General features: G+C 44.3%; 22 protein-coding genes and 1 other RNA gene. 5 read left to right on the top strand and 18 right to left on the bottom strand.

What is annotated here, in order from left to right; genetic code table 11:
• Position 1 precedes the first annotated feature (1 nt).
• Entirely contained in the window at positions 2–1,096 is a 1,095-nt protein-coding gene (gene aroC / locus B0I27_RS12620) for a chorismate synthase (protein ID WP_106293880.1), read from the top strand.
• Between the two features lie 81 nt (positions 1,097–1,177).
• On the opposite strand, the gene B0I27_RS12615 is transcribed toward aroC, so the two are convergent.
• Positions 1,178–3,595 carry an alpha-ketoacid dehydrogenase subunit alpha/beta gene (locus B0I27_RS12615; protein WP_106293878.1) on the bottom strand — a complete coding sequence of 806 codons (2,418 nt, stop codon included), beginning with the start codon at positions 3,593–3,595 and terminating at the stop codon, positions 1,178–1,180.
• A gap of 138 nt (positions 3,596–3,733) precedes the next feature.
• Here B0I27_RS12615 and B0I27_RS12610 point away from each other — a divergent pair, with 138 nt between their 5' ends.
• The 4 genes from B0I27_RS12610 to B0I27_RS17400 all read left to right on the top strand — a co-directional run bounded on the left by B0I27_RS12610 (position 3,734) and on the right by B0I27_RS17400 (position 7,044).
• Complete coding sequence (locus B0I27_RS12610) at positions 3,734–4,117, top strand: DUF1573 domain-containing protein (protein WP_106293876.1); 384 nt, start codon at positions 3,734–3,736, stop codon at positions 4,115–4,117.
• Between the two features lie 66 nt (positions 4,118–4,183).
• A complete protein-coding gene (locus tag B0I27_RS12605; protein WP_106293874.1) occupies positions 4,184–5,416 on the top strand; it encodes a pyridoxal phosphate-dependent aminotransferase in 1,233 nt (410 codons plus the stop codon).
• A 12-nt stretch (positions 5,417–5,428) separates the two neighbouring features.
• Positions 5,429–5,796: a transfer-messenger RNA gene (gene ssrA / locus B0I27_RS12600) on the top strand.
• Positions 5,797–5,868: 72 nt separating this feature from the next.
• On the top strand, positions 5,869–7,044 hold the full coding sequence (locus tag B0I27_RS17400; RefSeq protein ID WP_146133128.1) for a tyrosine-type recombinase/integrase: 1,176 nt from the start codon (positions 5,869–5,871) through the stop codon (positions 7,042–7,044).
• A gap of 27 nt (positions 7,045–7,071) precedes the next feature.
• Here B0I27_RS17400 and B0I27_RS12590 read toward each other — a convergent pair whose 3' ends face one another.
• The 17 genes from B0I27_RS12590 to B0I27_RS12510 form a co-directional block, all read right to left on the bottom strand.
• Positions 7,072–7,656 carry a hypothetical protein gene (locus B0I27_RS12590; protein ID WP_106293872.1) on the bottom strand — a complete coding sequence of 195 codons (585 nt, stop codon included), beginning with the start codon at positions 7,654–7,656 and terminating at the stop codon, positions 7,072–7,074.
• Positions 7,653–7,961 (bottom strand): hypothetical protein, encoded by a 309-nt coding sequence (locus B0I27_RS12585; RefSeq protein WP_106293870.1) that lies wholly within the window; start codon positions 7,959–7,961, stop codon positions 7,653–7,655. The genes B0I27_RS12590 and B0I27_RS12585 overlap by 4 nt, the downstream gene beginning before the upstream one ends.
• A gap of 230 nt (positions 7,962–8,191) precedes the next feature.
• Positions 8,192–9,001, bottom strand: coding sequence for a DNA adenine methylase (locus tag B0I27_RS12580; RefSeq protein ID WP_106293868.1), 810 nt, complete (start codon positions 8,999–9,001; stop codon positions 8,192–8,194).
• A 59-nt stretch (positions 9,002–9,060) separates the two neighbouring features.
• The gene (locus B0I27_RS12575; RefSeq protein ID WP_106293866.1) at positions 9,061–9,855 is read right to left on the bottom strand and encodes a hypothetical protein; all 795 of its coding nucleotides are present in this window, start codon (positions 9,853–9,855) and stop codon (positions 9,061–9,063) included.
• Positions 9,842–10,120 carry a hypothetical protein gene (locus tag B0I27_RS12570; protein WP_146133127.1) on the bottom strand — a complete coding sequence of 93 codons (279 nt, stop codon included), beginning with the start codon at positions 10,118–10,120 and terminating at the stop codon, positions 9,842–9,844. The genes B0I27_RS12575 and B0I27_RS12570 overlap by 14 nt, the downstream gene beginning before the upstream one ends.
• 18 nt (positions 10,121–10,138) lie before the next feature.
• Positions 10,139–10,708, bottom strand: coding sequence for a C40 family peptidase (locus B0I27_RS12565; RefSeq protein WP_219905020.1), 570 nt, complete (start codon positions 10,706–10,708; stop codon positions 10,139–10,141).
• A gap of 61 nt (positions 10,709–10,769) precedes the next feature.
• A complete protein-coding gene (locus tag B0I27_RS12560; RefSeq protein WP_106293862.1) occupies positions 10,770–13,055 on the bottom strand; it encodes a hypothetical protein in 2,286 nt (761 codons plus the stop codon).
• Between the two features lie 2 nt (positions 13,056–13,057).
• Positions 13,058–13,684 carry a DUF6712 family protein gene (locus tag B0I27_RS12555; protein WP_106293860.1) on the bottom strand — a complete coding sequence of 209 codons (627 nt, stop codon included), beginning with the start codon at positions 13,682–13,684 and terminating at the stop codon, positions 13,058–13,060.
• Positions 13,632–14,777: a hypothetical protein gene (locus B0I27_RS12550; RefSeq protein WP_106293858.1), complete on the bottom strand. Its 1,146-nt coding sequence runs from the start codon at positions 14,775–14,777 to the stop codon at positions 13,632–13,634. The genes B0I27_RS12555 and B0I27_RS12550 overlap by 53 nt, the downstream gene beginning before the upstream one ends.
• A complete protein-coding gene (locus B0I27_RS12545) occupies positions 14,777–15,451 on the bottom strand; it encodes a hypothetical protein (protein ID WP_106293856.1) in 675 nt (224 codons plus the stop codon). Before B0I27_RS12545 ends, B0I27_RS12550 begins: the two co-directional genes overlap by 1 nt.
• A 14-nt stretch (positions 15,452–15,465) precedes the next feature.
• Entirely contained in the window at positions 15,466–16,077 is a 612-nt protein-coding gene (locus tag B0I27_RS12540; RefSeq protein ID WP_106293854.1) for a hypothetical protein, read from the bottom strand.
• Positions 16,078–16,121: 44 nt separating this feature from the next.
• Positions 16,122–17,198, bottom strand: a complete 1,077-nt coding sequence (locus B0I27_RS12535; protein WP_106293852.1) for a hypothetical protein — start codon at positions 17,196–17,198, stop codon at positions 16,122–16,124.
• A 38-nt stretch (positions 17,199–17,236) separates the two neighbouring features.
• Positions 17,237–18,448: a head maturation protease, ClpP-related gene (locus B0I27_RS12530; RefSeq protein ID WP_106293850.1), complete on the bottom strand. Its 1,212-nt coding sequence runs from the start codon at positions 18,446–18,448 to the stop codon at positions 17,237–17,239.
• 60 nt (positions 18,449–18,508) lie between these two features.
• Positions 18,509–18,778, bottom strand: a complete 270-nt coding sequence (locus B0I27_RS12525) for a hypothetical protein (protein WP_106293848.1) — start codon at positions 18,776–18,778, stop codon at positions 18,509–18,511.
• A complete protein-coding gene (locus B0I27_RS12520) occupies positions 18,778–21,825 on the bottom strand; it encodes a hypothetical protein (RefSeq protein ID WP_106293846.1) in 3,048 nt (1,015 codons plus the stop codon). The genes B0I27_RS12525 and B0I27_RS12520 overlap by 1 nt, the downstream gene beginning before the upstream one ends.
• A gap of 2 nt (positions 21,826–21,827) precedes the next feature.
• On the bottom strand, positions 21,828–23,780 hold the full coding sequence (locus B0I27_RS12515; RefSeq protein ID WP_106293844.1) for a hypothetical protein: 1,953 nt from the start codon (positions 23,778–23,780) through the stop codon (positions 21,828–21,830).
• On the bottom strand, positions 23,781–25,064 hold the full coding sequence (locus B0I27_RS12510; RefSeq protein ID WP_106293842.1) for a hypothetical protein: 1,284 nt from the start codon (positions 25,062–25,064) through the stop codon (positions 23,781–23,783).

The raw sequence follows: 25,064 nt of genomic DNA, 5'->3' as shown, positions 1-25,064 counted from the left end.
TATGGCAGGAAATACATTCGGACACCTTTTCCGTATAAGCACCTTTGGGGAATCTCACGGAAAAGCCATCGGCGTAATCATAGACGGCTGCCCTTCAAACGTTGATATTGATCTGGAATTTATCCAGGCTGAGCTTGATAAACGACGCCCGGGACAGTCTAAGATCACCACCCAGAGGAAAGAAAGCGATACGGCAAGTGTCCTGTCGGGGGTATTTGAAGGAAAAAGCACCGGAACCTCTCTGGCGCTCCTTATCCCAAATGAGGATCAGCGATCTAAAGACTACGACCACAATAAAGATATCTTCCGCCCCTCACATGCGGACTATACGTATCAGGAGAAATACGGCATACGTGACTACCGGGGTGGCGGACGTTCATCGGCAAGAGAGACCGCAGCGCGCGTGGCTGCAGGAGCTGTAGCTAAGCTTTTCCTGAAACAAAAAGGAATAGAGATCTTTGCTCACGTTTCATCAGCGGGAAAGGTAGATGCTCCTAATCTTCCTTCTGAAGACTTATCGAAGTTACTGGAGATACGCGAGAGCAATATTGTGCGATGTGCGGATCCGGCTACAGCCAATGAAATGATTGAGCTTATCGATAGCGTACGTAAAGACGGTGACACCATCGGTGGTAAAGTTTCCTGCATCATCAGAAACTGCCCTGTAGGCTTGGGTGAGCCTGTATTTGACAAACTGCACGCCGATCTGGGCAAGGCCATGCTTAGCATCAATGCTGTTCACGGCTTCGAATATGGCTCAGGTTTTTCCGGCTCCGAAATGCGTGGATCAGAACATAACGATATCTTTCGTCCATCAGAAGCAGGATCAGGAGTCAGTACGAGCACCAATTTCTCCGGGGGAATCCAGGGAGGAATATCCAATGGTATGGACATCACATTCCGCGTAGCGTTCAAACCTGTGGCCACCATCATGCATAACCAGCAAACGATTGATAAAGAAGGGAATGCTGCTGAGATTAAAGGTAAGGGTAGACATGACCCCTGCGTGGTTCCAAGAGCTGTGGCCATTGTTGAGGCGATGGCTGCGTTGGTTATAGCAGATCATTATTTGAGACAAGCTGCTTATCAGCATTAAGCGATGCCTTGACGAAATTGAATAATAAAGGGGGTTATCTACAACGCGTGTGGATAACCCCCTTTATTATTCAATACCACATTAAAATATAGGCGGATATTTTGCCGGATTACCCTCACTCATCATTTCATAAACAACCTCTATGATATCATCAACAGATGGTTTACTGAAGTAATCCCCATCTGTTCCGTAAGGTGGCCTGTGCTCCTTCGCCGAGATAGTTTTCGGAGCACTGTCTAGAAAATAATACCCCTTTTGCTTTTCTACTATCTGTTGTAAGATAAATGCCGACGCTCCGCCGGGTACGTCCTCATCAGCAACTAGCAGCTTATTTGTCTTCCTCAGAGATTTTACGCATAGCTCGTCCAGATCGAAAGGATGCAAGGTCTGAACATCAACGATCTCAATCGAAATACCCATTTCGAGCAGTTCCTTAGCCGACTCCTGCACAACCCGCAAAGTTGAGCCATAAGAGACAATGGTAATATCAGTGCCCTCATGCAAAATCTCTGCCTTACCCAAGGGGACAGTAAAATCGCCAACATTACGTGGAAGACGCTCTTTAAGACGATAACCATTAAGACACTCGATTACTAAGGCTGGTTCATCAGCGCGCAACAAGGTGTTATACATACCAGCTGCCTGCGTCATATCACGTGGTACACAAATATGAACGCCCCGCATAATTCCCAGAAGCGCCGCCATTGGTGAACCGGAGTGCCAGACTCCCTCAAGCCTATGCCCTCGGGTCCGAATAATTACGGGAGCTTTTTGCCCGCCTTTTGTCCGGTAGCTTAAGCTTGCAAGATCATCACTAATTACGTTAATGGCGTACAATATGTAATCCAGGTATTGTATTTCAGCGATAGGCTTCAAACCGCGAAGACCAAGACCAATGCCTTGTCCAATAATCGTACTCTCCCGGATACCTGTATCAGCTACCCGCAAGGTCCCAAACTTATTCTGAAGACCCGCAAAGCCCTGGTTCACATCACCTATGCTGCCAACATCCTCACCAAAAGCTATAATTCGCGAATCACGTGTAAAATTCTCGTCAAAACAGCTGTTCAGAATCTCCCGCCCATCTATCCATTTGGAATCTTCGTCGTATTCTGCCGGAACAACCGGTATATGTGTATGCGAATCGAAAGAATCGGTGAATAATCTGGAATTATATCTTTCGCTATTAGCCACCATTTGCGTATTAAACCAGGCAAGCAAGCTGTGTTTTTCTTGGGAATCCTTCCCGGCAAGCATGCGTAACGCCTTACGTACATGCTCCAGGATTTCTCTCCTTGAAACTTCGACTGAAGCGTGGATCGATCTGGACATCTCATCAAACGCCGGAATGCCAAACGCCTTCAACAATGATTCTGCTTCTGCAGCCTCCTGTCGCAATACCTTTTGAACAGCATCCCATGCATTTTTACGGCAAACCCTGACAAACTCCTTTGCCTTCGTTTCAAGTTCAGCCAACTCTTCTTCTGTTACGATGGCAGAATCCAGCATCCAGTTCCTCATCTTCAACAGACAATCGAACTGCATCTCCCATTCCAAACGCTCCTTTGACTTATAGCGTTCATGCGACCCTGAGGAAGAATGCCCCTGGGGTTGAGTAAGCTCATAAACATGAATCATTACCGGAATATGCTTTTCACGACATATCGCAATTGCCTTCTCGTAGGTTTCACACAAGCCCGGATAATCCCAGCCCTTCACTTTGAAAATCTCAAAGCCCTCCCCCTTCTCGTCCCGCTGAAAACCCTTTAGTACCTCTGAAATATCCTGTTTGGTAGTCTGCAGTTCCGAAGGAACAGAAATAGCAAATCCATCATCCCAGATTGAAACGGCCATCGGAATCTGCAAGACTCCCGCGGCATTTATACTCTCAAAGAAGACTCCTTCAGATGTCGACCCGTTTCCGATCGTCCCAAAGGCAACTTCGTTTCCTCCTGCAGAAAAATGAGTCAGGTAACTAAGATCAGGATTATTTCTATACAGTTTAGATGCCTGAGCCAAACCTACCAACCTGGCCATCTGACCTCCCGTTGTAGAAATATCGGCGGAAGTGTTCTTCATCAAAAGCTGATTCTTCCAGCTGCCATCTTCGTTTAAAACGCGGGTTGAGAAATGGCAATTCATTTGCCTGCCACCAGAGAATGGCTCAGCCTCTACATCCGTATTGGCGTAGAGCTGCGAAAAGAACTCCGTTATAGTCGCCATTCCCGTGGCAAACATAAAAGTCTGGTCACGGTAATAGCCGGATCTCCAGTCGCCTTTTCTAAAGGCCTTGGCCATGGCAATCTGTGCAACCTCCTTTCCATCGCCAAAAATACCAAACTTGGCTTTTCCGGTTAACACTTCCCGCCTGCCGATCAAACTAGCCTGACGGCTTTCGAAGCAGATGCGGTAATCATTAATCACTATGTTCTTAAAGTCTTCAAAGGTCAGTTCAGACGAGCTCAGCTGACCACTTGATTGAATTTGATTTTCTGACATATGTACGAGGGTCAATTCTTCAAAAATAACATAAAAATGTACAGCATACCGAACCTTAAATTTTTTGTTACCTACTGGTATAGTTTTTGAATACTTAATTACTTGAACTATCTTTACTTAATTAATACCTGAACGTACATGAAAAAGATTCTTACATTTTGTATCGTATTACTGGGTTTTGTTACCGTGATAGCCATGAAGGCTGATCCTCAACCTGATTTCAAGTTTGAAAAAGAGACAAACGACTTTGGGAAGATCCCTCAGGGCAAACCAGTTAGCTATGATTTTAAATTCACTAACGTCGGCGAACAGCCGTTAATCATCAGCAATGTGGAGTCCACTTGCGGATGTACTGTACCGAAATACACCAGCACACCAATAAAAAAGGGCGAAACAGGTACCATTACCGTTACATTTAACGCAGCTGCTCCAGGCGCTTTTAATAAAGCTTTGACCATTAAGTCAAACGCAAAAACTCCTGTAAAATACATTTACATTAAGGGAAGCGTTGCTGCCCAGTAATATAAGGTAAAAGATTTTAGAAAAACCTCTCTGTTAGCAGAGAGGTTTTTTTTATGTTTGTGTATTATGCCAACTATTTCAAATAAGGGGAAGGAAATGCCAGCTTCACCTATACGCAAACTGACACCATTTGCAGAGCAGGCAAAACAGCAGGGAAAGACAGTTTACCATCTGAATATTGGCCAACCAGATATTGAAACCCCGGAAGTGATGATGAACGCTATCCGCAGGGCCGATTTTAAAGTGTTGGCGTATACCCAATCTGAAGGAACACCATCATACCGGGCAAAATTAGCAGAATACTATAACCGTGCGGGATATAATATCACCGCAGAAGATATCCTGGTCACCAGCGGCGCGTCCGAAGCGATTACGATTGCCATGCAAACGTGCTTAGATCCTGGAGATGAAATTATCATTCCTGAGCCATTCTACGCAAACTACAATGCTTTTGCATGGATGAGCAACGCCGTCATCAAACCGGTATTATCACTCATAGAAAATGCTTTCGCATTGCCTCCCGTATCCGAGTTTGAAAAGTTAATTACCGATAAGACCAAAGCACTTTTCATTTGCAATCCCAATAATCCGACCGGATATCTGTATTCTTATGAGGAACTGGAAGAGCTGAAAAAGCTTTGTCTGAAATACGATCTGTACTTTTTTGTCGATGAGGCGTACCGCGAGTTCTGCTATGATGGCAATAAGTTCCACTCCCCTATGCATTTGGAGGGCATCGAAGAGAACGTCATCGTGTTCGACAGCATCTCCAAAAGGTATAGTGCATGTGGCGCTCGTATCGGCTGCTTCGTAACTAAAAATAAAAAGGTACTGGCTACAGCACTAAAATTTGCGCAATCTCGTTTAAGTCCCGGAATGGTTGATCAGATCGCTGCAGAAGCAGGGGTTGAAACACCTGATTCCTATTTCGAGATCATCAACAAGGAATATACCTCCAGGCGCGATCAGCTTGTTTCATCCTTAAATAGGATGGAGGGAGTGTTTTGTCCGAACCCTAAAGGCGCTTTCTACGTAGTGGCCCGATTCCCTGTGGATGATGCCGAAAAGTTCTGCCAATGGATGCTTGAAGAGTTTGATTATGACAATCAGACAGTCATGATGGCACCTGCAGCCGGTTTTTACAGCACTTTAGGCGACGGCGTAGACGAAATAAGATTGGCATACGTTTTGAATAGAGAAGACTTGGCGAAAGCCATGATCTGTCTGGAAAAAGGTTTACTCGCTTATCCCGGCAGAAAACTAAAAGGTGCTCCCTCGGAAATAGTGAGCATCCATTAACAAGTACATATTGGGGCCGACCGGAATTGACAGGATGGCGGCAGGTATGTAAGCATGCAGCGCGTTGTGAGACTAGCGCTTAAATCTGAACTCTCAAACCACAATTGGCGAAAATAACTACGCCTTAGCTGCCTAATTTAGAATTAGCTCAGCTTTTGTCCCGCTGGTATTCTGTTCTGTTTAACCAGTACACGGGGCATCGATCAACAGAACTGGCTTGATTAGAGGTGTGATGATCAGGCGAGATAAAGCATCTAAGGAATACGGTATAGGTAATCGGCCAACCTTCCCTTTCCCTACAATTAAATGGCAGATAAGCATGTAGAAAGCATAATTTGTTCCATGTTTGGACGAGGGTTCGAATCCCTCCGGCTCCACACCAAACACAGCTGTTTGTCAGTCGGTTACGAAAACTGGCTGACAACCCAGCTGACCAAAACCGAAAAGAATTAGTGAAAACCAAGTGGGAAGGACCCTTTATTTATGAGCCACCAAACGGAGACCTAGATAAAGATTGGTTAGTATGGATAAAATACCAGCACCCAGTAACTGGAAAACTTGAGCGATTCCGCTACAATGTAGGTTTCAAGCAGTATAATACGAAGCAGGAGCGCCGCGAACATGGCAAAGCTCTGAAGATTGTTCTAGAAGATCTTCTTGCTGAAGGATGGTCTCCCTATAATGAATATGATGTTTTTGCCGTTCACACTAATAAAAATGTTGTAAGCCTGATAGACCAGTACTTGGAGGAGGTGAAGGGAAATATCAGATCCAGCACCTACAAGAAGTATAAGATCGAGCTGAATTCTTTTAAAAACTACCTGATATCGAACAGGCTGTATAACCTTGAGTTAGATGAAGTAAAGAAAGCCACCGTACTTAATTTCCTTAATGTACAGAAGAATGCTAGGAAGTGGAAAGGTAAGACGTACAATCATTACTTGAATGATATCACAACCTTCTTCAACTATTTTCACCACAATTACGATGATTATATTGAGAAGGTGCCTACATTGAGTTTGAAGCGAGCTCCAATTGAGAGACCAGGCAACACGGCGTTTAATGACTGGCAATTTAAGAAGCTAAAGGATCTGATGCTCGACAATAACGACCAGATGCTCTATACTTTTTGCAGCTTTATTTACTACGCAGCACTTAGGAACGAAGCTGAGGGGAACTATCTCAAAGCGGGTGATTTCAACTTTACTGCAAAAACACTTAAGATCAATTCCGGAACCGCTAAAAACAGGAAAACGGAATATATTCCGATTTATCCGGATTTCATGGAGCTGCTGCTGGAGTTGAAAGTTCCTGAAATCCCTGGGGATTACTACATCTTTGGCAAAGAGAGCAGGCAGAAGTTTGTGATCGGTGGTCCTCTTCCAGTTGGTCAAGATTATTTTGCCCGTCATTTTCGAAAATATAAGGAGATGCTTAATCTGTCAGAACGTGATGGGATATATAATTACAAGCACACCCGAGCCGTCCATCTGGGCGAAGACGGGGAAGACCTTTACAAAATAATGAAGCTATTTAGGCATAAGGATTTGGCAACAACAATGATCTATATGCGAGACCTAGGTATAAACGTGCAGAACACTGAATTTAATAAAGGACGAAGGTTTTAAGTAGAGGAGATGTAAATAATATCTTCTTTACTTGACTTTGTTAGTGTCTTTTAATTTTGCGGAATCAATGATTTCTTTTGCCCGCTTCCCAAGAGCCACGACCTTAGGGTCTGGTTTTGGAGTTTGAAGATACCACTCATCTTTCTTATTTATTTTAAGCCGGTCCCTAACCAAGAGAAGTGCCGCTCTTGCCGAATCGGCGGTTGATGGTTCAGTAGTTAAATAAAGGGTCGTTCCCTTTAGTTCGTCTTTTACTTTAAATTTGTAATGACGTTCAGCGAATCTATACCTTTCTTCTAGTCTCCATAACTTATCGTCGAGGCTATCATTTTTAGATTCCAACTTATTATACAAGTCGATGAATTGTGAGGATGAAATTTCTTTGCCCCCCGTAATAAAGGTGATCTTCTCGGTGTAAGTCTTAATAGAGTCTTTTAGGTCATTCGCTTTGTCTATAAACTCGGAGTCTTTTCCAGTAGTCTTTTTAATGAGGTCGTTCTGCTTTGATATTATTAAAGTCAGTTGTTCTTTTTCATGATAGGTATAGGCTGCAAAAGCTACTAGAGCTGCAACAAGGATAAATGATACAACGTCAATTATTTTATTTTTCATTTCCCGCTGCTTTTTTCAATCATCTTGTACATAATTTCCATCTTTTCTTGCTCCTTTCGTAGCTCGTCCAAAGCTTCGTTTTTGGCCTTTTCTTTCTGCTCAAAAAGCTCAGTTTGATGATCTAGCCTCAAATTCATGATGGTGTTGTTGTCTTCAGCTTTCGTAATATAAGATCCAGCCCAAAATCCAGCACCAAACACTGAACCAAGTACTGTGAGAATGATAGCAATAACTCCCGGCCAACTACTAAAGAGCCAGGTTTTTAAATGATGAAACTTACTTTCTTGAGGTCTATCTCCTGGCATATAGAAAACTATGGACCTAAAATAGATTTTTTATTCGAATATCATTGAACACTGATTTCAAAGGTCGAAAGATTTAGCCAATAATAGTATATTTGACACGCGAACATTAATACAGTACTTGAATCAGGCTTTGTTACCTCTTTATAGGAACAGCCCGGACCTAGACCGCTTTGGCGGTCTTGCTGTATGAATGTTCGCAAAACCTCATCTGTCCGGGCTTATTTTTACTCCTAATCAAACGGATAATTCGACGTAAGCACTTCTACCTTTCGCTTCATATACCCGCTCTTACTGTTAACTGATACTCCAGACTCAACAGACCACATATGCCAACCAAGCTCTCTTGCATATTTCTGAAGCAATGGGGATGGATAAGAGGATAACAGAAATTTCCCTTTAATCTCAGAGAGTGTCTTCAACAGGTTCTCAAAATCCTGCTCAGAATAACCATCGTAGTGGCCGCAATCCGAATTGAAATAAGGAGGGTCACAATAGAAGAAGCTCTCCTCTGCATCGCGACTCCTTATGATGTAAAGAGCATCTGCACACTCAAGTTGTACATTCTGGAGCCTAATGGCCATGTCTTCAGTGAAGCGCTCCTTGTTGTTGTCGATCTTCTTCGTCGTGGTATTCTTCGAACGATCATAACCCCAAGATGAATCCAGCTGAGCGCTAAAGCTCTGAGTACTCAAGACCCAGACGGCCCAGGCACGCTTGATCTCCGAAAACATATCCGGATGATTATAAATAACCGATGCTTTCCGGTGAAGATCCCGACTATGTAATGTTATTCGGATCTCCTTCTCTAGGGAGACAAAATCATCTTGAACCACTCGGTAAAAGTTGATGAGCTCCTTATTTACATCATTCAAAACTTCTATTTCAGATGCTTCCTTTGCGAAGAACACCGCTGCGCCACCGAGGAAGGGTTCACAATACAGTACATGTTCCGGAAGAATCGAAATAATTTTGCTAGCTAACTTTTGTTTCCCGCCGTAATAGCTAATTGGCGTTTTCAGATTTAATTTTCCTTTGCTCATATTCTAAAAAGTGTTGGTTTGCTTTGTTAACTCTTTATAGAAATGAGATTGGACCGGTTTTAAAACCGGATAAAGTCGTAATTAGCGCCTACACTATACTTCCAGTTCGGTGAAGCCTTCGACCTTGGATAATGCAGATAACCGGCTTGCACACTCAGTCGTCCGAGATCTACGCGAATCCCAGGACCGACTCCATAAGAAAGCGTTTCCGGATCCAGGTTAAATTGTCCCTGGAGGCGCAATCCGAGTTCCGGTTGCTTTTGCTTCACAGTCAAAGTTCTCGCACCTTGAATAGTGACCCGGGGATCATTGCTGTAAATGTCGATGTAAGAATGATTCGCTCCTAAGAACCAGTTACGCTTCTTATACTGAGTAGTGACAAGATCAGCATCGTACTTGAAGTTAAACGTTGCAGATTGGGTGCTATCCCTGGGTATGAACACAGAGAGGCTTGCTCGAGGATCCGTATGCGTATAAGTCGTTACCTCGCTATTAATCTTCTTCTCCAGCTTTTGATTGGTGATCTGAAGGGAAGTAGCTACAACCATCACTTGTTTCAGTTTATCCCGGGTGATATTGAGCTGAGCAACTGTGTCAAGCAGATCTGCTCTCACTTTATCGATTGCCTCCTGATCGATCTCCTTGACCATTCGATAAACGGTATGTTGCAGGCCATTCTTATCTACCTCTTCTGCAATCTTCTTAGCCTCGGTCTGGATCTGCTTTTTTGCAATCTCAGCGATAGGACTTTCCTTATTGCGCTCCTCAGCTGCTTTCGATAACTGGTAGCAATACCAGCCCAGTCCTGCTAGTGCAATGACTAGCAGGAGGATGATGACTTTAATTGTTTTCATTTTTGGATTCTTTAGTGGTACTATCCTTTTTGGATCTCAATTCGTCGATAATTCCAGATTTAACAGCAATTGCCCATGTCAGGTCATCGTTCCGCTTCTCGACTTCCACGATACGAAGTGCCTGAGCCTTCACTGTTACCCTCAGATCTGCGCACTCATCCTTTTTCGTGAACTCTTTGTACACGAAATACCCGAGCAATAAATAAAGCATTCCCTGAAGAGGGTACTTGACGAAGTCAGGGAATGCAAATGGAAGTTTAGGCATGTTGGGCATAGTAATTAATTAAGCCTCGTTAACAGATAGTTCTCCAGTCTCTCGCAGGTAGATCTTTCTGATGTTTCGAGGGACACCGATTTGATAATCCGGCCGTCTTACGTCGGTAAGTCTTGACTTAGCAATGAACGCGAAGCCAACAGCGTTTGACTGATTGCCACCATACACGAGGTATGCATGATCATTTTCGCCAACATAGAAGCCTACATGAGCACCACCCGGGCGCGTGAATACAAGTATGTCCCAAAGCGATGCCTGAGCGAAAGGAATTTTACGGCCGTAACCTTTCCAAGCACCTTTCGGGCCGTCCCCCCAATAGCGGGCACCTAGGACGTTCGCCCAATTTGGATGAGGGTAGTTGCATCGCTTACAAACGACGGCAACGAACAGGCCGCACCAAGGAATATCATCATCCGGATACCATCCGAGGACGCCTACTTCCTTAGCCCATGCCATAATATTGACATTGCTTCCTTTCCCGACATGCTCCAGCGTGCCGTAATGCTTCAGAGCTTCGACCAACATTTTGGGAGCCCCTTCCCTGGCTAACCAGGAGTATTTAGATGGCAATGATTTCATTATTTTCATTCTTAGCATTCATATTTGAATAATCGGATACATAAATCTAATGTCCATAATCTCATATCTTATAGAATGCGATTCTGGATTCTGCTTCTATCCTATTCCCTGAAGAGAATGGGATGGTTGCAATAGTGCTACCAATTTGCCTACGATAATACTTTGCATCTGTATCCCTATCCCAAACAGTCAAAAGAAGTTGCTGGTTAAGGATATCAGTTCGATCTGATCCTCCTGCAACAACTCTCAACAAATCAGAAGTGGCAAAAGCTGCCAGCTTATTAGCTTGATTGTAATAATTCACCTCCTTGTTGCCTGTTTCTGAGATCAGATTGTCAGTACCTGTATGATTCAGTTTAATAAAGTTGGATGACTCTGAGTAAACATAATCAGCAGGAGGAATACCCACACAAAACAAACCAGCGTATATTTCAGAAACATAGAAAGGGTTTGTTACAGACAATGGAACAGTTAGCTTGTTATAACAAGTGTAACCGCACCCGAAGAATGTCGTTTTCTTGAGGTGATTAAACATGACAATGTTTGTCGTTTCATCAGTCTTGATGATGTCTGATTTAGCGATATATGCTCCCTCTTCGCAGGGAGTCAAAGAAATGGCTGAACTTATTGATACCGGAACGTTATTGATAAGGAATGTTACATTAGGGTTAATCTCATCTCCATGATACCCCCCTGCATTGTCTGATGCTCCCTGAAATTTGGTTACGTATTCATTTTCTGACGTATGTAACATACTCCTACCAGTTTCAGACATACTGTTAGATGTCCTGCTATACACGCACTCCCTTGAGCTCGCTATACGCCATAGATCAGCTTTTATAGACGGGTTTATTATATGGTGAACGTCAAATCTAATGTAATATGATTCTGATCCCGGGTATTGGCAATAGAATGAAAACACCCCGGTGTTTGTCTGGCCTCCTGTTGGGTTAAAACTGTAAAACATCTTTGGAAAGATGTAAGCGTCTGCCTTACCTGCTAACTTCGAAGCAGGTATAGTAAATCCATACGGCTCATACGCTTCATCTGTTCCTGGGGCAACCATTACTGTATTGTCATAGTTTCCCGTGGCTGGGTTATCGTTATTCCCTGACCACTCTACATTCACCCCAGCATACCCACCACCAGCAGGTACGGTAAAAGTTGATTTTGTAAACTTAACATCACCATCTACCTCGTTAAACTTTAATATCCTGTTAGTTCCAGCCCCGTCCGAATATAATCCACCCAAGAAATTAGAACTTGCCCCTGAAAGTGTCCATTGCCCCGGAGGTAAATAAAATAAAGGCAAACGCCTGTAAGATACCTGACCCGAAACTACTATTCCATCACTGTTTCTGTAGTAGCTCCCTGCTATTATTTTAGACTTGTCTGCCTTGTTTTTACTCTCATTTATGACATTATCTGTTTTTAATTTTACAGGATCGAATTGAGTTGATTTTACAACCCCTGGAATATCTCCTTGAACTTTACTTGCGTCTACTTTATAACCGGTGTATGGCTCGTATGCTGATGATGTGTTTGATAGCCTTAACATCACAGTATTGTCCAAACCCGAATTATTAGTATCACTAACGTTTATACCGATGTATTGGGTAGTTGCAGAAGTCGTAAATGTTGCAGAAGTTTTTGTTCCGGTATTATCGAGTATCGCTTTTGTTCGAGTAGTGTTGTTAAATGTGCTTTCGTTCAGAGGGTCAGCATCTCCATTATATTCATTACCCACAAACGTTGTGCTTATTCCCGTTAGGGTATATTCCGTATTAGGATCTACCTTAATTATCAAACGCCTATAGTTTGGGTCAGAGACAATTCCACCTCCCGTGGTAGATCCGTTTCCAAATGAAAAGTAACTGCCTGATACTATTTTTGATTTGTCAGCGTGATTTTTCCCTAATACTGCAATATCATTGGTAACTGTCTTGAGTGATTCAACTGTGTTCTTTCTTGCGTACTCTTCCAAATGTGGACGATCAACCAACCCCCAGGTTCCAACCCAACTATTTCCGCCCCAAATAAGTCTTACATCTACAACATACTGGTCACCGATTTTTGATGGAACTTCAATAGAAGCACCTAGATTATTCTTGAAATACTGATATGTCGTACCCGCTTTACCTTGATAGTATCTTGCTGAAGCCGGAATACCAGGGTTAGTATTATCTTCAGCCAATCCCATGAAAGCACCGTTTGTTGCCGCAAGCAGCGCATTCACTGACAGGTTAAAGTTCGTCTTACCTCCTGCAGTGTTCCTTATTCCCATGAGCATATCCCCAGGTTGCGTGTTTTCCGATACTGGGATTTGAGATCCTTTTATATCTGCCATAATTAATTAAGTGAATAAATCCGTGCACCACTTTTACGGCCGGTGTTGCGATCCTTGCAACCGTCGTGATGCCAAAGCGGATAATGTGAATAATGAATGTTTAAAAAGTCTTTAACCTGGTTCCAATAACCAAGGGCTAAAGACTGGTATTGCGTGATTTGCCTGACTACTTCGCGATTATCAACGAACTCGCTGAATTCGTTAAGCTTCGCTTTAAAACCAGTCGGTGTGATAGCCCCGTTAATGTTTGAAAGCACCCGGGCCGTTGCATAATGAACGAGTACCGGCTTAAGTCCTTGGAAGCTGATCGGAACACCTTTATAGATGTAAGTACCTCCGTTGATAAGGTGGCTGTAATCAGCATTCGGAAACTGAATGATATGTATCGGAGCACCGGACTCCTGTAGGATCCGCCCGCCGTTTTCGGCCTGCAGCTCCCCCACTTTCTTCAGGATATCATAAAACAGTAAATCACCCAGCAGCGGTCTAAGGTCAAAGTCCTGCGCGTGGGCGATATGCATGTTCAACTTCTTAACCGGATCAAGGTTCCCAGAAAGAGATACGTACGGCTCAAAATCACTCTTGGTTATCAGCAGGAGCGGCTGGAGGGGTTGTTCCTGTAAACTCATAATAGTTAAGTGGTTTGGGTTGATAATTATTTGTTGGGTTGATCTCTTCTTTGTAGTGAGAGAATACTTCTTCGAAGAACTTTTCCATCTTAACACGCTCATCACGGGTGATACCATTGTAATAATCCATGGCATCCTGCATCTGCTCCTTGTTGAAGAATCCTCCGTCAGTGACGCTGTGAAGGATGGCTGGCTGAAAGTAGTGCCTGATGATTTTTCTAACCACCTTCTCATCCGTATACTGGAAGAGCTTATCATTGATCATACTTTCAACCTTGATCAGCTGAGGCACCTTCTCTTTATCGTTGGCTTCAGCGATCATCACCTGCTCACCGTCCGGACCGACAAACTTCTTCATGTTGGTCTTGAACTCGTCTCTCTCATCTTCGTCTTCGAATTCTCCGATGTTGACGAAGATGGTTTTCAAAGAGAAGTTGTTTCTCAGATTGGTTGTGGTGGTCCGATCAGATGCGATTTCAGAAAGCATACTTTCGATGATAGCATCACATGATGCTAATGGGTACACTTCGAAGTCATACGAGAAATAATAGGTTTGACCTTTGTAGTTATCCCAACCACCGGCACGCTCTACCTGCTGCTCTATCACACTCGGATCAGAGTTGAATGGGAACGTCCAGACGATATCGTCCTTCTTCATCTTTCCGTTGGTGCCATCCCAATTGTCATAAGTAGCAAACATACCTTCATACTCGGTGCCCTCGAGGCCTTCACGAACATTTTCGAACGGAGTGTAATACACCGTATCGACTTCGTACAAAGCGTTCCAGTTAATATGAGCTGCATAGCCCCGGTGTCTTGCAAGGTCGGATCCTACCCTGGAAAGAAGATCATCAGGAGTCAAGCCCCTCCTGTTGATTTTAGTCTTATAGAACTTCTCGTCAACAAACCCTCCACCAACGATAAACTTCGTATATATACCAATGGCCTGCTTGGTTGTAGGAGAAGCATCGACAAGGCCAATAATACGCTGAGGATATGCATTGTCAGAATCATACCCTTTCACCTTAAGGTTTTTAACGTCGACTTTCTTTACAATACGGGGCTCAGTAGTTGGAAGGTTTGTTGCTTTCATTACTCAGTCCCTCCTGCTCCAGTGCCTTCTCCTTGGTTACGTTCGTTTCCTTCAGTACCAGATCCTTCGTTTTCCGCGTCCTGTTCAGCTGGCTCCGTATTTGCAGCGTTGATCTCAACCAAGCGTTTCTGAGCTGCAGCAATAACTGTTGCACGGTCATCTCCTGCTACAAGATTGTCTAATTCATCGAGGGTTTTTGCAGTACCAATCTTAGCAATTACATCTTTTGCAAGTGGCTTGTCCAGCTGGGTACCTGATGGCTTGCCGGCATCGGCCTGTTTTTCGTCCAGAACTACATTACCCTGATCATCCTTAGGATAAGATTCGAAGTGCTGCAGTAAGCCCGGATTGGTCTTCAGCATTTTAACAGCATCCTTGTCACTCAAATTTGCATTTGAAAAGTGATTAGGAGAAAAAGCAGGAAATTGGATAACAACATCCTTTTTCAGTTTGAATTTTGCGTTTGACATAGCAATTAGTTTTTCTAATGTTAGATCAGACACCTCATGATAAGCTTTGACAACACACTTCTTGCAACCAGGAGTAAAGCCGGTACCGAACACCGCCTTGTGGATGGTGTCGAGTTCCTTAATCGTTTCCGGATTGCGGGATCCTTTGATGTTTACCATCATTGGAAGCGCCTGTATTCTGTCAAAAATCTCCTGAGGTGTCATTGTTAGTAAATTAGTTAAGCAGCTACTGGAGTGATAAGAGCTTCAAGAGCTGTAATAGAATCGATGTAAGAATACACTGGTGTCTCATCGTCCGTCAACACGGCGAATGAAGCAGGTAAGTGAGGCTCCTCGCTTCCTTCACTGTTTGCGATCGTCAACTGGTAAGCACCCTCCATCGTTGCCTCCTGGTAGTCCTTAAGAGCACCATCACCAAGGCTCAACCCCTGATCTGTACCGAATATTTCGATAGCAGCATCGTTTGTTTTTTGCTTGTTGATGATCACCGCTACGTATTCGCCCAGGGAGATCGCTTCCACTTCCTGTTTTACATCACTAGAGTTAGCCAGGATCAAGAAATTAATGGAGTGTCTCCAAGAATACCCGAACTCTTTTTTCACGCCGGTGGATGTTGGCTTAACAGACTTATTGTATCCCTCGTATCGGAATCCTTTTGCCTGCGCTTTCATGGTAATTCCCCGAATGATGTTCGGATTCACCGCGTCCCGGACATAACCGGCAATATCGTCCCTGTTGAACAGGTATAGAACAGCCTCAACGCCCCCGAAAATTCGGTTACAGGAGTTGTAGAGCTGATTCTTCTTTATTTTTCCGCAACTTGTTGCCATTTCTTAAGTATTAAGATTTTTAGAATTAATGAATGACGGCCAGCTTAGTAAGCTGAAACCGTCATGTGATCTTCTACTACCATCGCATCGATGCTATAGCCAGTATCGATGATGTAAGTCTTCTCGGTCTTATCGTAGAATGCATCCAGAGCGCTCAGATCAGACTCTTCCTCTACTCCAAGCTGAAGATTGGAAGCAATTGTCGTAAGAATAACTCTGTGAGGAAGGTTTGACTTCGTACCGGTCATGTAAGATTTAATGATACGGTCCTGAATACTCAACACGTAAAGGGGGATGCCATCGTATTCCAGCACCTTGATCCCCTGCTCCACTCTTAGGTATGGAAGCTCGAAGCCGGTCGCTTTTTTACGCTCTCTCTTGTACTGATCAGCGAAAGACTTAGTAAGGATAAAACCGACATTAGGATCAGCAAGCAATCTTTCGTCTGCCTGAGCGACCATACTTTCAAGGATTCCAGTTGCAACCTGATCAGTTGTATCCTGAGCAGTGAATTTTTGAGCAGCAACGGTTGCTCCTGCATTCTTCGCAATGGAAACGTGGAGGTCTGGTTGTGCAGTCGCAATCGCGAATAGCTGCTTCCAATATCCATTAATAGCGTTGAAGTAGCGAAGGTCAACACCGTCCTTCAAAACACCACCGTCCGCAATGTTATCGATAGTCTTGTCACCAAAGAAGGCTATGCGGTATACCGACTCAGCAAGCGCTGTAGCGATACGATCTTCCAGGAATAAAGCGAATTCGGTACCAGTAAGATCTGCTTTGTCGATACCATTCTTCAGCCCCCAAGCGGTGAACTTACCTAGCAGATCCTTCCAGCATTCCTCGAAACGATCCTCGATATATTCCGGATCCCACCACTTTTCAATAGCATCGATCTGTTCGTCAGACACATCAGGTTTACAGTTCGGGCCTTTCTTCTTACCTACAAGACCAAGCATTCCCAGAATAACAACCTGCTGTTTCGCCTTGATGCCTGGTACAACAAGAAGCAGCGTAGAAATTTGAGGGTTTAGGAAGACAGCTGTCCAGAAAGCCTCTTTCATTGATTCGATCTGTCTGCCAGTGAAGGTGATCGGATCTAAGTTTAGATTTTTTGCCATGATAAATTCAGTGCGTTTAAAAATTAATTAATTGCGGCTTAGTCTTTCTCAGGAGTAGCCTTCCCCTTTTTGTTCTGGTTGATGAGCTTACGGCGCTCGTTCAGCTTCTCAGTGAAGTCTTCGTCTTCTGACTCTTCTTTCTTCGCTTTGTTGAAGTTTTGCTTACGGCCTTTAGGCTCATGGTTGCTCTTCACATCGCTGATCTTTTTTAAAGCATCAGTTGACTGCTTCAGCTGGTTAGTTACCTCAGAATTCTCGGCTTCAAGCTCTTTAATACGGTTCTCGAGCTCAATGATTTTCTCGCTGTCTTCCGGATCATCATTGCCTTCGTCAGAAGCTTCAGCGATCGCAGTAACGGATCCTTCAGCAACCGTGATTGTACGGCCGTCTTCAAGTTCATAATCACCATCAGCAAGAGCAGTTGTCATTTCGGAGTCTGAGAATACGTCGGTATCAACCGCAAGCTCACCCTCGTAATAGATAGTCGTTCCATCAGCCAGGATGGACTCAGCGTTCTCAATCTTCAACCCTACAAAGAAGTTCTTGATCGATTGCAGGACGCTCTTGTTTTCCTTCAAAAGTTTGGAGGTCTCTTTTTTCATGTTACTGTTATTAATTATTGGGAAATAGGAATTAGCATATTGCTTCACCTTAGCCGGTGCATTGTTGAAAATGTGGTTAAAGGCGTTTTGAGGGATGGCAACAGCAGCACCCTTACCAGGCGCTATGCTCGTAATGAAATTCATGGCCAACATTTCATCTGGGGTCATCCACGTCTCTTCATTGATAAGGCTATCAATCGCTACAGCGTCAAGACCGGTTTGGTCCATGTAGATTGAGTTAAGGACCTTTTGAATTTTGTCGAGCGCTTCAGCTTCCTTCCTCAGGTCATCAGCGTTCATGCTGTCATACATCCAAACACAGGTTGACGGCTTATGAACCATCATGATCGAGCCTTTACAAGCGATGATCTCTTTACCGGCCATCGCAATGATTGAAGCTATAGAAGCCGCAATCCCTTCGATCCGGACAATTACGTTTTTAGGATGCCTGAGCAGTGCGTTATAGATTGTCCATCCGTCAAAGACAGACCCGCCGCCCGAATTGATTAAGACCGTGATGTCTTCTCCCGCTTGTGCTGCAGCTTCAATAATAGGCACGATCTTAGCAGCCGAAAGGTCGCCCATACCGATGCCGTAATACATCCAGCCCCATTCGTCCCAGTAGTCGAAAAGTTTGATTGTTACCATGGAAACAAAGTTCCAGACAACAGGTAGCTAAGTCACTGACACAAAAACGCCATATTCATCTTATTCATATATGTATAAAAACTTACTAGAAAAAGACTTAAGGATCCTGTAGATATTACGTTCGTCGATGTTGAATTGAATAGCTGCTTCTCGAACGGCATGACTTTTCTTTTCTCCAGCTTCGACCTTTGCATCCACGTAGAAGTATATTTCCCGATGGTACACAACCTTAGCAGGAAACAAACCACATTGCACCAGGGATTTTAAGGCCCCGGTGCTTTTAAGTTCATTAATGATTTCGATATTACTTTTGATCTTTGATACTGGCATTACACTATTCTATTTTGGTTGGATGAGGATCGTTTCTGCTGGGCGCTTGTGACATCACGAACATCGGTAACTATTGTGACATTCCGAAATTGTGATGCAATCGCAACGGCCAAAGCCTCGGTATCAAATGTTTGTCCGGTGTACGTCGAAGCTATTCCCTGGTACATTCCACCGTTAGCAAAACGAGGAAACATAACCGACTTGTATCCATTCGAACCCGGACCGATCAGCGGACGCCCGCCCCCGGCCGTATTGATTGCTGAAAGGATTGGAAGAAACATCTTCGACGATTTCTCATTGATTATCACTTCACCATTACTCAGCCGGGCGTTCATGCTATCACTTGTTCCGGTACCGGGCCCACGCAATATAGTACCCTTTCCGTCCGAATCATAATGCAGACCGCCGCCGTTATATTTCGGAACGGTTACGAGTGACTTAGCAGCTGATGCAATTCTCGCTACCAACGCAAGCGTACCGGCAACAGCAATAACGTTCAGAGGGAATGGCTGCTTTAACTGCGTGGTTATACCGAGCAGCTGCTCGATAGCGAGCCTGGCATTCTGCTGAAGAAATAGAGCCGCTTCAGCTTTTGTCTGCAGTGCAGCTGCTAGTTGAGCGGCCTTAGTATTTTGACCTACTACATCCTGAAAGTTATCTCCAAAGTCATTGATGGCATCAGTAGCTGAAGCCCACACTTCCTGATCAAGTGCTTTTTGCTTTGCCGCGAACTCTTCATGTATCGCATAGGTATCTTCGTTACGTGCAATGGCAGCAGTTACTGCGAGCTCATACTCCTGGTCGAGATATTGTTGCTGATACATCAGGCGCTCAGCATAAGAATCAGCTCCTTCAGCGCGTGCCTGGGTAAGTGCAAGCTCATTCTCCTTTGCCTTGGTGATCCGTTCCTGATCAAGGGCGTCGGTCTTCTCGTTCATCTGCCTGATGTTATCTTCCACCATGGCATTGCGAACTTGCATCTCACTATTGATTAGATCAGACAGACCCTTTTCCCCTTTGTTCCGGCGGTCGATCAGGTCTTTGATAACCTTGTCCTGGTCTTCAAGTCTCCGAATGCCGTTAACACGTAGCTCCTGCAGCTCCCTTTCCCCTTGATTCTTGATTGAAGCGGTGGTAAGGTCTTCGATCTCCCTGTAATTTTCCTCGATCTGTTGCAGATCTTCTTCATGAAACTGTTTCCGGATCTCAGCGAGACGTGCAGCGCGTTCCTTCTCCAGCTGCTCGGTGGTCCGATTGTACTTATGATACAGCTTTACCTTCTCGTCGATCTCCTTATTGATAGAGTCAATGTCTTTCTGCCTTTCGGTTAATATAGTCTCGTTGGTTCTAATCAGTGACTCTAGACGCTCCTGATTAGCTTCCTTGTATTTCTCCGCGACTTCTTTAGACTTGTCTGCTGCTTCCTTTTGCAACTGAAACCGATTTGTTATAAACTCGTTTTCGCGACCGACCGACTCTTCACGCAAATCTGCAAGCTCCAGTTCAGCCTCCCTAAGCTTCTGCAACTCGTCGTTACTGATCTTGCTAAGACCTCCACGAAGTTCAGCCTGTTTCTGGAGTATCCGGACTTGTCTAAGCTGAAGCGTTTCAAGTTCCTGAAGTCTTCGCTTTTCAATTGCAGCAGCTTTCTCATTGGCCGCAATACGTTCCGGAATGGAGTTAAACTCATTGTCCCGGATATTCTTCAATGCCTCCTCCTGCCTGATAAGCTCCTTTGATGTTGCGATGTTGTTGATACGATCACGTTCGAGCTTGTTTTGTTGGTCCTGAAGACTTGCAGCGGCCTTAGCAGCGTCGGATATACTTTTGGTAAAGTTCTTCATCTTGTCCGTTGCATTTTCAACACCGGTACCCAACTGAATCGTTCCGTTCGTGATTTTCTTGAAGTCGAGGTTTATGATACCATCGATTATCACTCCCAAAGCTTTGAACCGGTTAATCAGGTTATTCACGATGAAGTTACCCAAGTCCTTCGCTGCTCCGAGCGGATCCTTGAAAACTTTCTGCATCGGACTGATCAACTCAAAGAGAATTTTACCCATCATTTCAAACCCAGCAGCCAAACCTGCAACAGCGGTTTTGACAGCGTTTATCACCGGCTGGAACTTTGTCAGGTAACTAAACAGCGAAGCAACAAGCACAATAACAAGCCCGATACCTGTTGCAGCCAATGCGATCCGGAAAACTTTTAAAGCAGTCGTTCCTAATGTTACTGCAGCTGTATTTGCCTCTTGAGCAGCGGTCGATGCTTGAGTTACTACGACGTTAGCTTCCTGAGCAGCTGTAGCAGCTTCCTGAGCAACGGTTGTCGCTTTGATCACTTCCTGCCTAGTAGCTGCTCCCTGGCTAAACTTAAAACCGATCTCAGTCGCTTTCTGCTGTGCTTCTGATGCTTTCTCGGTCGCTTCAGTCGCGATCGTCTGAGCCTTCTCAAAAGCGGCTTGAGCTTCCTTCACTTCTTCCTGTGATTGATGATAAGCCTGGATGCTATCCTTAGCAGCATCAATAGCTTTCTTACCGATTTGAAAACCGATAGGGAGATGCTCCGTAACCTGACTAAAGGCGTTACTTGATGTTACAGCTCCAAGCATCGTGTCCCTCAGCTCACCAACAGCCTCAGCGTAATTACCAACATTACGTCTGGTGTCACCAACTCCTTTTTCCTGCTGCTTCAGTTTATTCGTCACGTCAAGCATTTGAGCGGCCAATGCTTTTCCTTCCTCGGTGTTCTCCCTTTGCTCTTCACTCATCTTCACCCATTGAGCGTTCAACATGGATAGCTGAGCACGAAGGCCTACCATGCTACCTGTGTAATTATTGGAAAGGGCAACGTTAGCCTTCAGCTCTCGACCGAGTTCCTGAAGCTTTACTTTGTTCTGCTCATACTCGAGCGTATTCTTTTTACCTGTTGAAGCAAGGATCACCTGCTGGTCTTTCAGGTCTTGCATGGCTTTCAGAGTATCCGTTGCTTTTTTCGCATACTCAGCGTTGTCCATCCCGACCTCTATGATAATTTTGTCTGCCATGGTTACATTCTTATTAATTCGACTTTAGCAGGTTCCCCCTCGATATAGTCAATGATCTGATTTATGTAATAGTATTGCGCCTCGTTTTCGTCATACACCGGCACGAAGAAATCAAGCTGGGAGATATCGATCTCGTTCAATCTGACATACCTGGTTACCTTTCGCACCCTTTTGAGCATGTACTCAATAACCTCTGTGTAGTAAGCTGAGAATAGTTCCTCAAAGGACAAACCCGGGAAACCTTCCTTGATGAAATACGGAATGGAAACTGTAGCTCTTCCAGCCGTGTTCGTTCCATCGGTAAATATTAAACCAGATCCGGAAACATTCTTACTGATCAATACGCGCGGTTGTGTCTTGATCTTATACACCTTCTTAGCATCGTCCGTTTCGTCCGGATCCACTTTGTTGATTTGCGCAACCTCCCTTCCCGTTAGCCTTAAAACAGAAATGGTCGCTGCGTAAATGCTTGTTATTGGAGTCTCCTCTGACTTTAATGTCAGGTTGTTTACAGCAAATTGACCTACACCAAGAGAAGAGGGAACAGCGTCATCTACCTTGTATCTTCCAAAATTTACTTGACCATAGTTCCCGATCGTAAATTCCGCGTTATCGTCTTCAGGATCTACAAACTTATCGGTCCAGTTTACCGCATTGGGCTTGTTGTTATATAGCTCCGACATCCAGTGGAAGGATATGTGCTTACGATAGTTGTCGACAATGGGGGTAAGTCCGTAACGCTGCATCCAGTCCTTCAGGAACTCCAACTGGGTAACATCCGGTAACGTTGATGACAGCTGAACATTTTGCCCGTAAAGAACTGTCTTGTCCTTCACCTCAAAAGTGATAAAGCTATCCACAACAAAAAAGCCAATGTTGTTTGTTCCGTGGCTGCTATTGTCATAGCGAATACCGGCCCGGATCTTTTCCCCAGCGTTAATAGGATAGTCTCCGGTGTGCTTCAGCCTGCTATCATGGAAGGAGTTGATATCTTTCTCAGTGATGTAGTCTAACCTGCTTTCGTAGACATTAACCCAAGCTCCACTCCGAAATATCTGAACCATAAACGTGGATAGGTCTTCTGCGAAAATCATATTGATATTAACGCTCATTTCCATTGACAGCACCAATTTCTCAGGCGCTGTGTATTCCATACCGTTCCAAAGGTTCTGCTTATCGATAATTTCCGTTTCAAAGGGAATAGGCTTTACCTGGTTGTTATCGTAGTGCACGCTGGTTCCTTCATATCCAGGGAGCGCTTTAACAATTGCTTGCACCCGATACTTTTCCATCCGGGTAACATATTCTTCAGTATGATCAAAGCTGTCTTTCGAAAATGGAAGGATCTCATTCTGCAACCTCGCATCGCTAAAAATACCACCTTCATATGTATAGCCGGCTGAACCAAGTATCCGGGTTACCAAACCCAAAGTAAATACGGCCGGTCGAAGATTTCTAACATCTATCGAATTCCCATTGACCGGTAACAAACCATAATCAATGATCGGATAGATGTAACCGTGACCTATTGCCGTATTCGTCTGTGAATTCGCAACCGTGGTAAGATTGAAAGTATGTTCCGGAAACACCAGATCAGATAGCTTTTTCTTATCAATGATCGAAACGAAGTCTACAAGACCAGAAAGAACCTGTACTTCAAATTCCCTGCCTGCAGACTGGATGATAGCAATGCCTGAGGGAACAATCTCGATTCCTTCTTGGATAATTCTGGCAGGAAGAGTCCGGTATGGTTGATTCTGAGTAAATGCATCCATATCGGACAAGCCAAATATCAGCCGGTTATTTTCGGTACCAGGACACTTAAAGTTATTTGTCCCGGTTGCGACTCTGTTCTTGATATCAGCAAGGTCATTCACAGCAAAGGTTAACGCGATCGGGTTATCTTTCTCGTTGAGGTCCACCAGGTACCCATCTATGTAAAGTTCTTTTGCCATTTAGATAGTTTGAATGTTTGCTTCAGGAAGAAGGATCTTAAATTTTACGCTGCCTGAGTGTAATCTTGTCTGCCTGGTATCGATACTTCCCGGCTCAACCACGACCGTTTGCCACTTGACCGGCTCTGTAGAGATTAGCATTTGCACCTTGATAGATTTTCTTAACCAGGATAGGGCTTTTAGCTCGCTAGGCTTGAGATTATGAGCTCCGAGGGTAATTGCATCACGTCCGGACTTTCGTACAACCTCAGACAGCGCTTCGCTATTTTCCCAATCAGTCACGACCTTCCTGATGATTGTATCGTTTGTGACGTTTCCATCGATGTACTGGTTATACCCGAACCTGAAATAATTCCAGGTACCCAGATGATTGATCCACTTTAGGTAGACATATGGATCGTTATCACAGGTTTGTTGTGTCCGGATAAAGATATCGCGGGTAACCTTGATCTCCTGAGCGCCCTCCAGATAATATACCTCGAGCTTAATTCTGCTTACCAGGCTCATTACCTCAGGAACCCTAAGCCTTACAATGCCGGTACCTTTTACGATGGTATTATTTTCGGTTACGGATCCTTCAAGCACGATACCACCGCCCGTTTCATTAAGTAGTTTTCCTCCGAGCTCAGTAAGCAGATACGACAATGACAGACCACCAGGGACTATCTTACCGTTCACATCAACGGCCGTATACCTGGCTATAAGATTTTTTGTAGATAACGTATCTCCTACAATAAACGAGATGCTGTAAGGAAGTCCAGACCACACAACCGGCTCTTCAAAATCAGTGAGGAACTTAGCGGAACTATCATTCAGGAATGAGACGTATTCAGCCATATTACCACCGTATCGTTCGCCCAGCTGCATCGCTGCATAGGTTACAAAATACGGCCCGGGTACCGTTGTAGGCACTTCAGTATCCGTACCTGAGAAGCCATCCCCTTTAACATCCCATTGGCCCGCTACCTTGACGGTGAATGGTGCAAACAGGTTTGTATCATAGTAAGCGATATCCGAGTAATTGAATGCATCAACTGGCTTAACAAGTACCTTCAAGAACCTGTATAGATTTACTTTTGCTACTCCTGATGGATCCGCATGGAATGTTGACGTAACCGCAATTGAGTCGGATTCGATCGTGACTACGAAACGTCGATTTAGGCGAAGGTGCAGCTCGCTATACTCAGACAGGCTGAAGGTAAAGATAATCGGATTGAAGGCAGCCATCCATCGGGACACGTTCCCGTTGCTTAATGTGATGCTTGGTAATGATTCTATGTTCAT

It is taken from the genome of Arcticibacter pallidicorallinus, from assembly GCF_003002875.1.
Classification (GTDB): Bacteria; Bacteroidota; Bacteroidia; order Sphingobacteriales; family Sphingobacteriaceae; genus Arcticibacter; species Arcticibacter pallidicorallinus.
Note: the sequence above shows the minus strand (reverse complement) of the source record. Positions and strands in the feature narration are given on the sequence as shown.

What these genes read in the sequence shown, in the direction of transcription:
- aroC (WP_106293880.1), top strand. Translation starts at nt 2, where the DNA reads ATGGCAGGAAATACATTCGGACACCTTTTCCGTATAAGCACCTTTGGG.
- B0I27_RS12615 (WP_106293878.1), bottom strand. Translation starts at nt 3,595, where the DNA reads ATGTCAGAAAATCAAATTCAATCAAGTGGTCAGCTGAGCTCGTCTGAA.
- B0I27_RS12610 (WP_106293876.1), top strand. Translation starts at nt 3,734, where the DNA reads ATGAAAAAGATTCTTACATTTTGTATCGTATTACTGGGTTTTGTTACC.
- B0I27_RS12605 (WP_106293874.1), top strand. Translation starts at nt 4,184, where the DNA reads ATGCCAACTATTTCAAATAAGGGGAAGGAAATGCCAGCTTCACCTATA.
- B0I27_RS12590 (WP_106293872.1), bottom strand. Translation starts at nt 7,656, where the DNA reads ATGAAAAATAAAATAATTGACGTTGTATCATTTATCCTTGTTGCAGCT.
- B0I27_RS12585 (WP_106293870.1), bottom strand. Translation starts at nt 7,961, where the DNA reads ATGCCAGGAGATAGACCTCAAGAAAGTAAGTTTCATCATTTAAAAACC.
- B0I27_RS12580 (WP_106293868.1), bottom strand. Translation starts at nt 9,001, where the DNA reads ATGAGCAAAGGAAAATTAAATCTGAAAACGCCAATTAGCTATTACGGC.
- B0I27_RS12575 (WP_106293866.1), bottom strand. Translation starts at nt 9,855, where the DNA reads ATGAAAACAATTAAAGTCATCATCCTCCTGCTAGTCATTGCACTAGCA.
- B0I27_RS12570 (WP_146133127.1), bottom strand. Translation starts at nt 10,120, where the DNA reads ATGCCTAAACTTCCATTTGCATTCCCTGACTTCGTCAAGTACCCTCTT.
- B0I27_RS12565 (WP_219905020.1), bottom strand. Translation starts at nt 10,708, where the DNA reads ATGAAATCATTGCCATCTAAATACTCCTGGTTAGCCAGGGAAGGGGCT.
- B0I27_RS12560 (WP_106293862.1), bottom strand. Translation starts at nt 13,055, where the DNA reads ATGGCAGATATAAAAGGATCTCAAATCCCAGTATCGGAAAACACGCAA.
- B0I27_RS12555 (WP_106293860.1), bottom strand. Translation starts at nt 13,684, where the DNA reads ATGAGTTTACAGGAACAACCCCTCCAGCCGCTCCTGCTGATAACCAAG.
- B0I27_RS12550 (WP_106293858.1), bottom strand. Translation starts at nt 14,777, where the DNA reads ATGAAAGCAACAAACCTTCCAACTACTGAGCCCCGTATTGTAAAGAAA.
- B0I27_RS12545 (WP_106293856.1), bottom strand. Translation starts at nt 15,451, where the DNA reads ATGACACCTCAGGAGATTTTTGACAGAATACAGGCGCTTCCAATGATG.
- B0I27_RS12540 (WP_106293854.1), bottom strand. Translation starts at nt 16,077, where the DNA reads ATGGCAACAAGTTGCGGAAAAATAAAGAAGAATCAGCTCTACAACTCC.
- B0I27_RS12535 (WP_106293852.1), bottom strand. Translation starts at nt 17,198, where the DNA reads ATGGCAAAAAATCTAAACTTAGATCCGATCACCTTCACTGGCAGACAG.
- B0I27_RS12530 (WP_106293850.1), bottom strand. Translation starts at nt 18,448, where the DNA reads ATGGTAACAATCAAACTTTTCGACTACTGGGACGAATGGGGCTGGATG.
- B0I27_RS12525 (WP_106293848.1), bottom strand. Translation starts at nt 18,778, where the DNA reads ATGCCAGTATCAAAGATCAAAAGTAATATCGAAATCATTAATGAACTT.
- B0I27_RS12520 (WP_106293846.1), bottom strand. Translation starts at nt 21,825, where the DNA reads ATGGCAGACAAAATTATCATAGAGGTCGGGATGGACAACGCTGAGTAT.
- B0I27_RS12515 (WP_106293844.1), bottom strand. Translation starts at nt 23,780, where the DNA reads ATGGCAAAAGAACTTTACATAGATGGGTACCTGGTGGACCTCAACGAG.
- B0I27_RS12510 (WP_106293842.1), bottom strand. Translation starts at nt 25,064, where the DNA reads ATGAACATAGAATCATTACCAAGCATCACATTAAGCAACGGGAACGTG.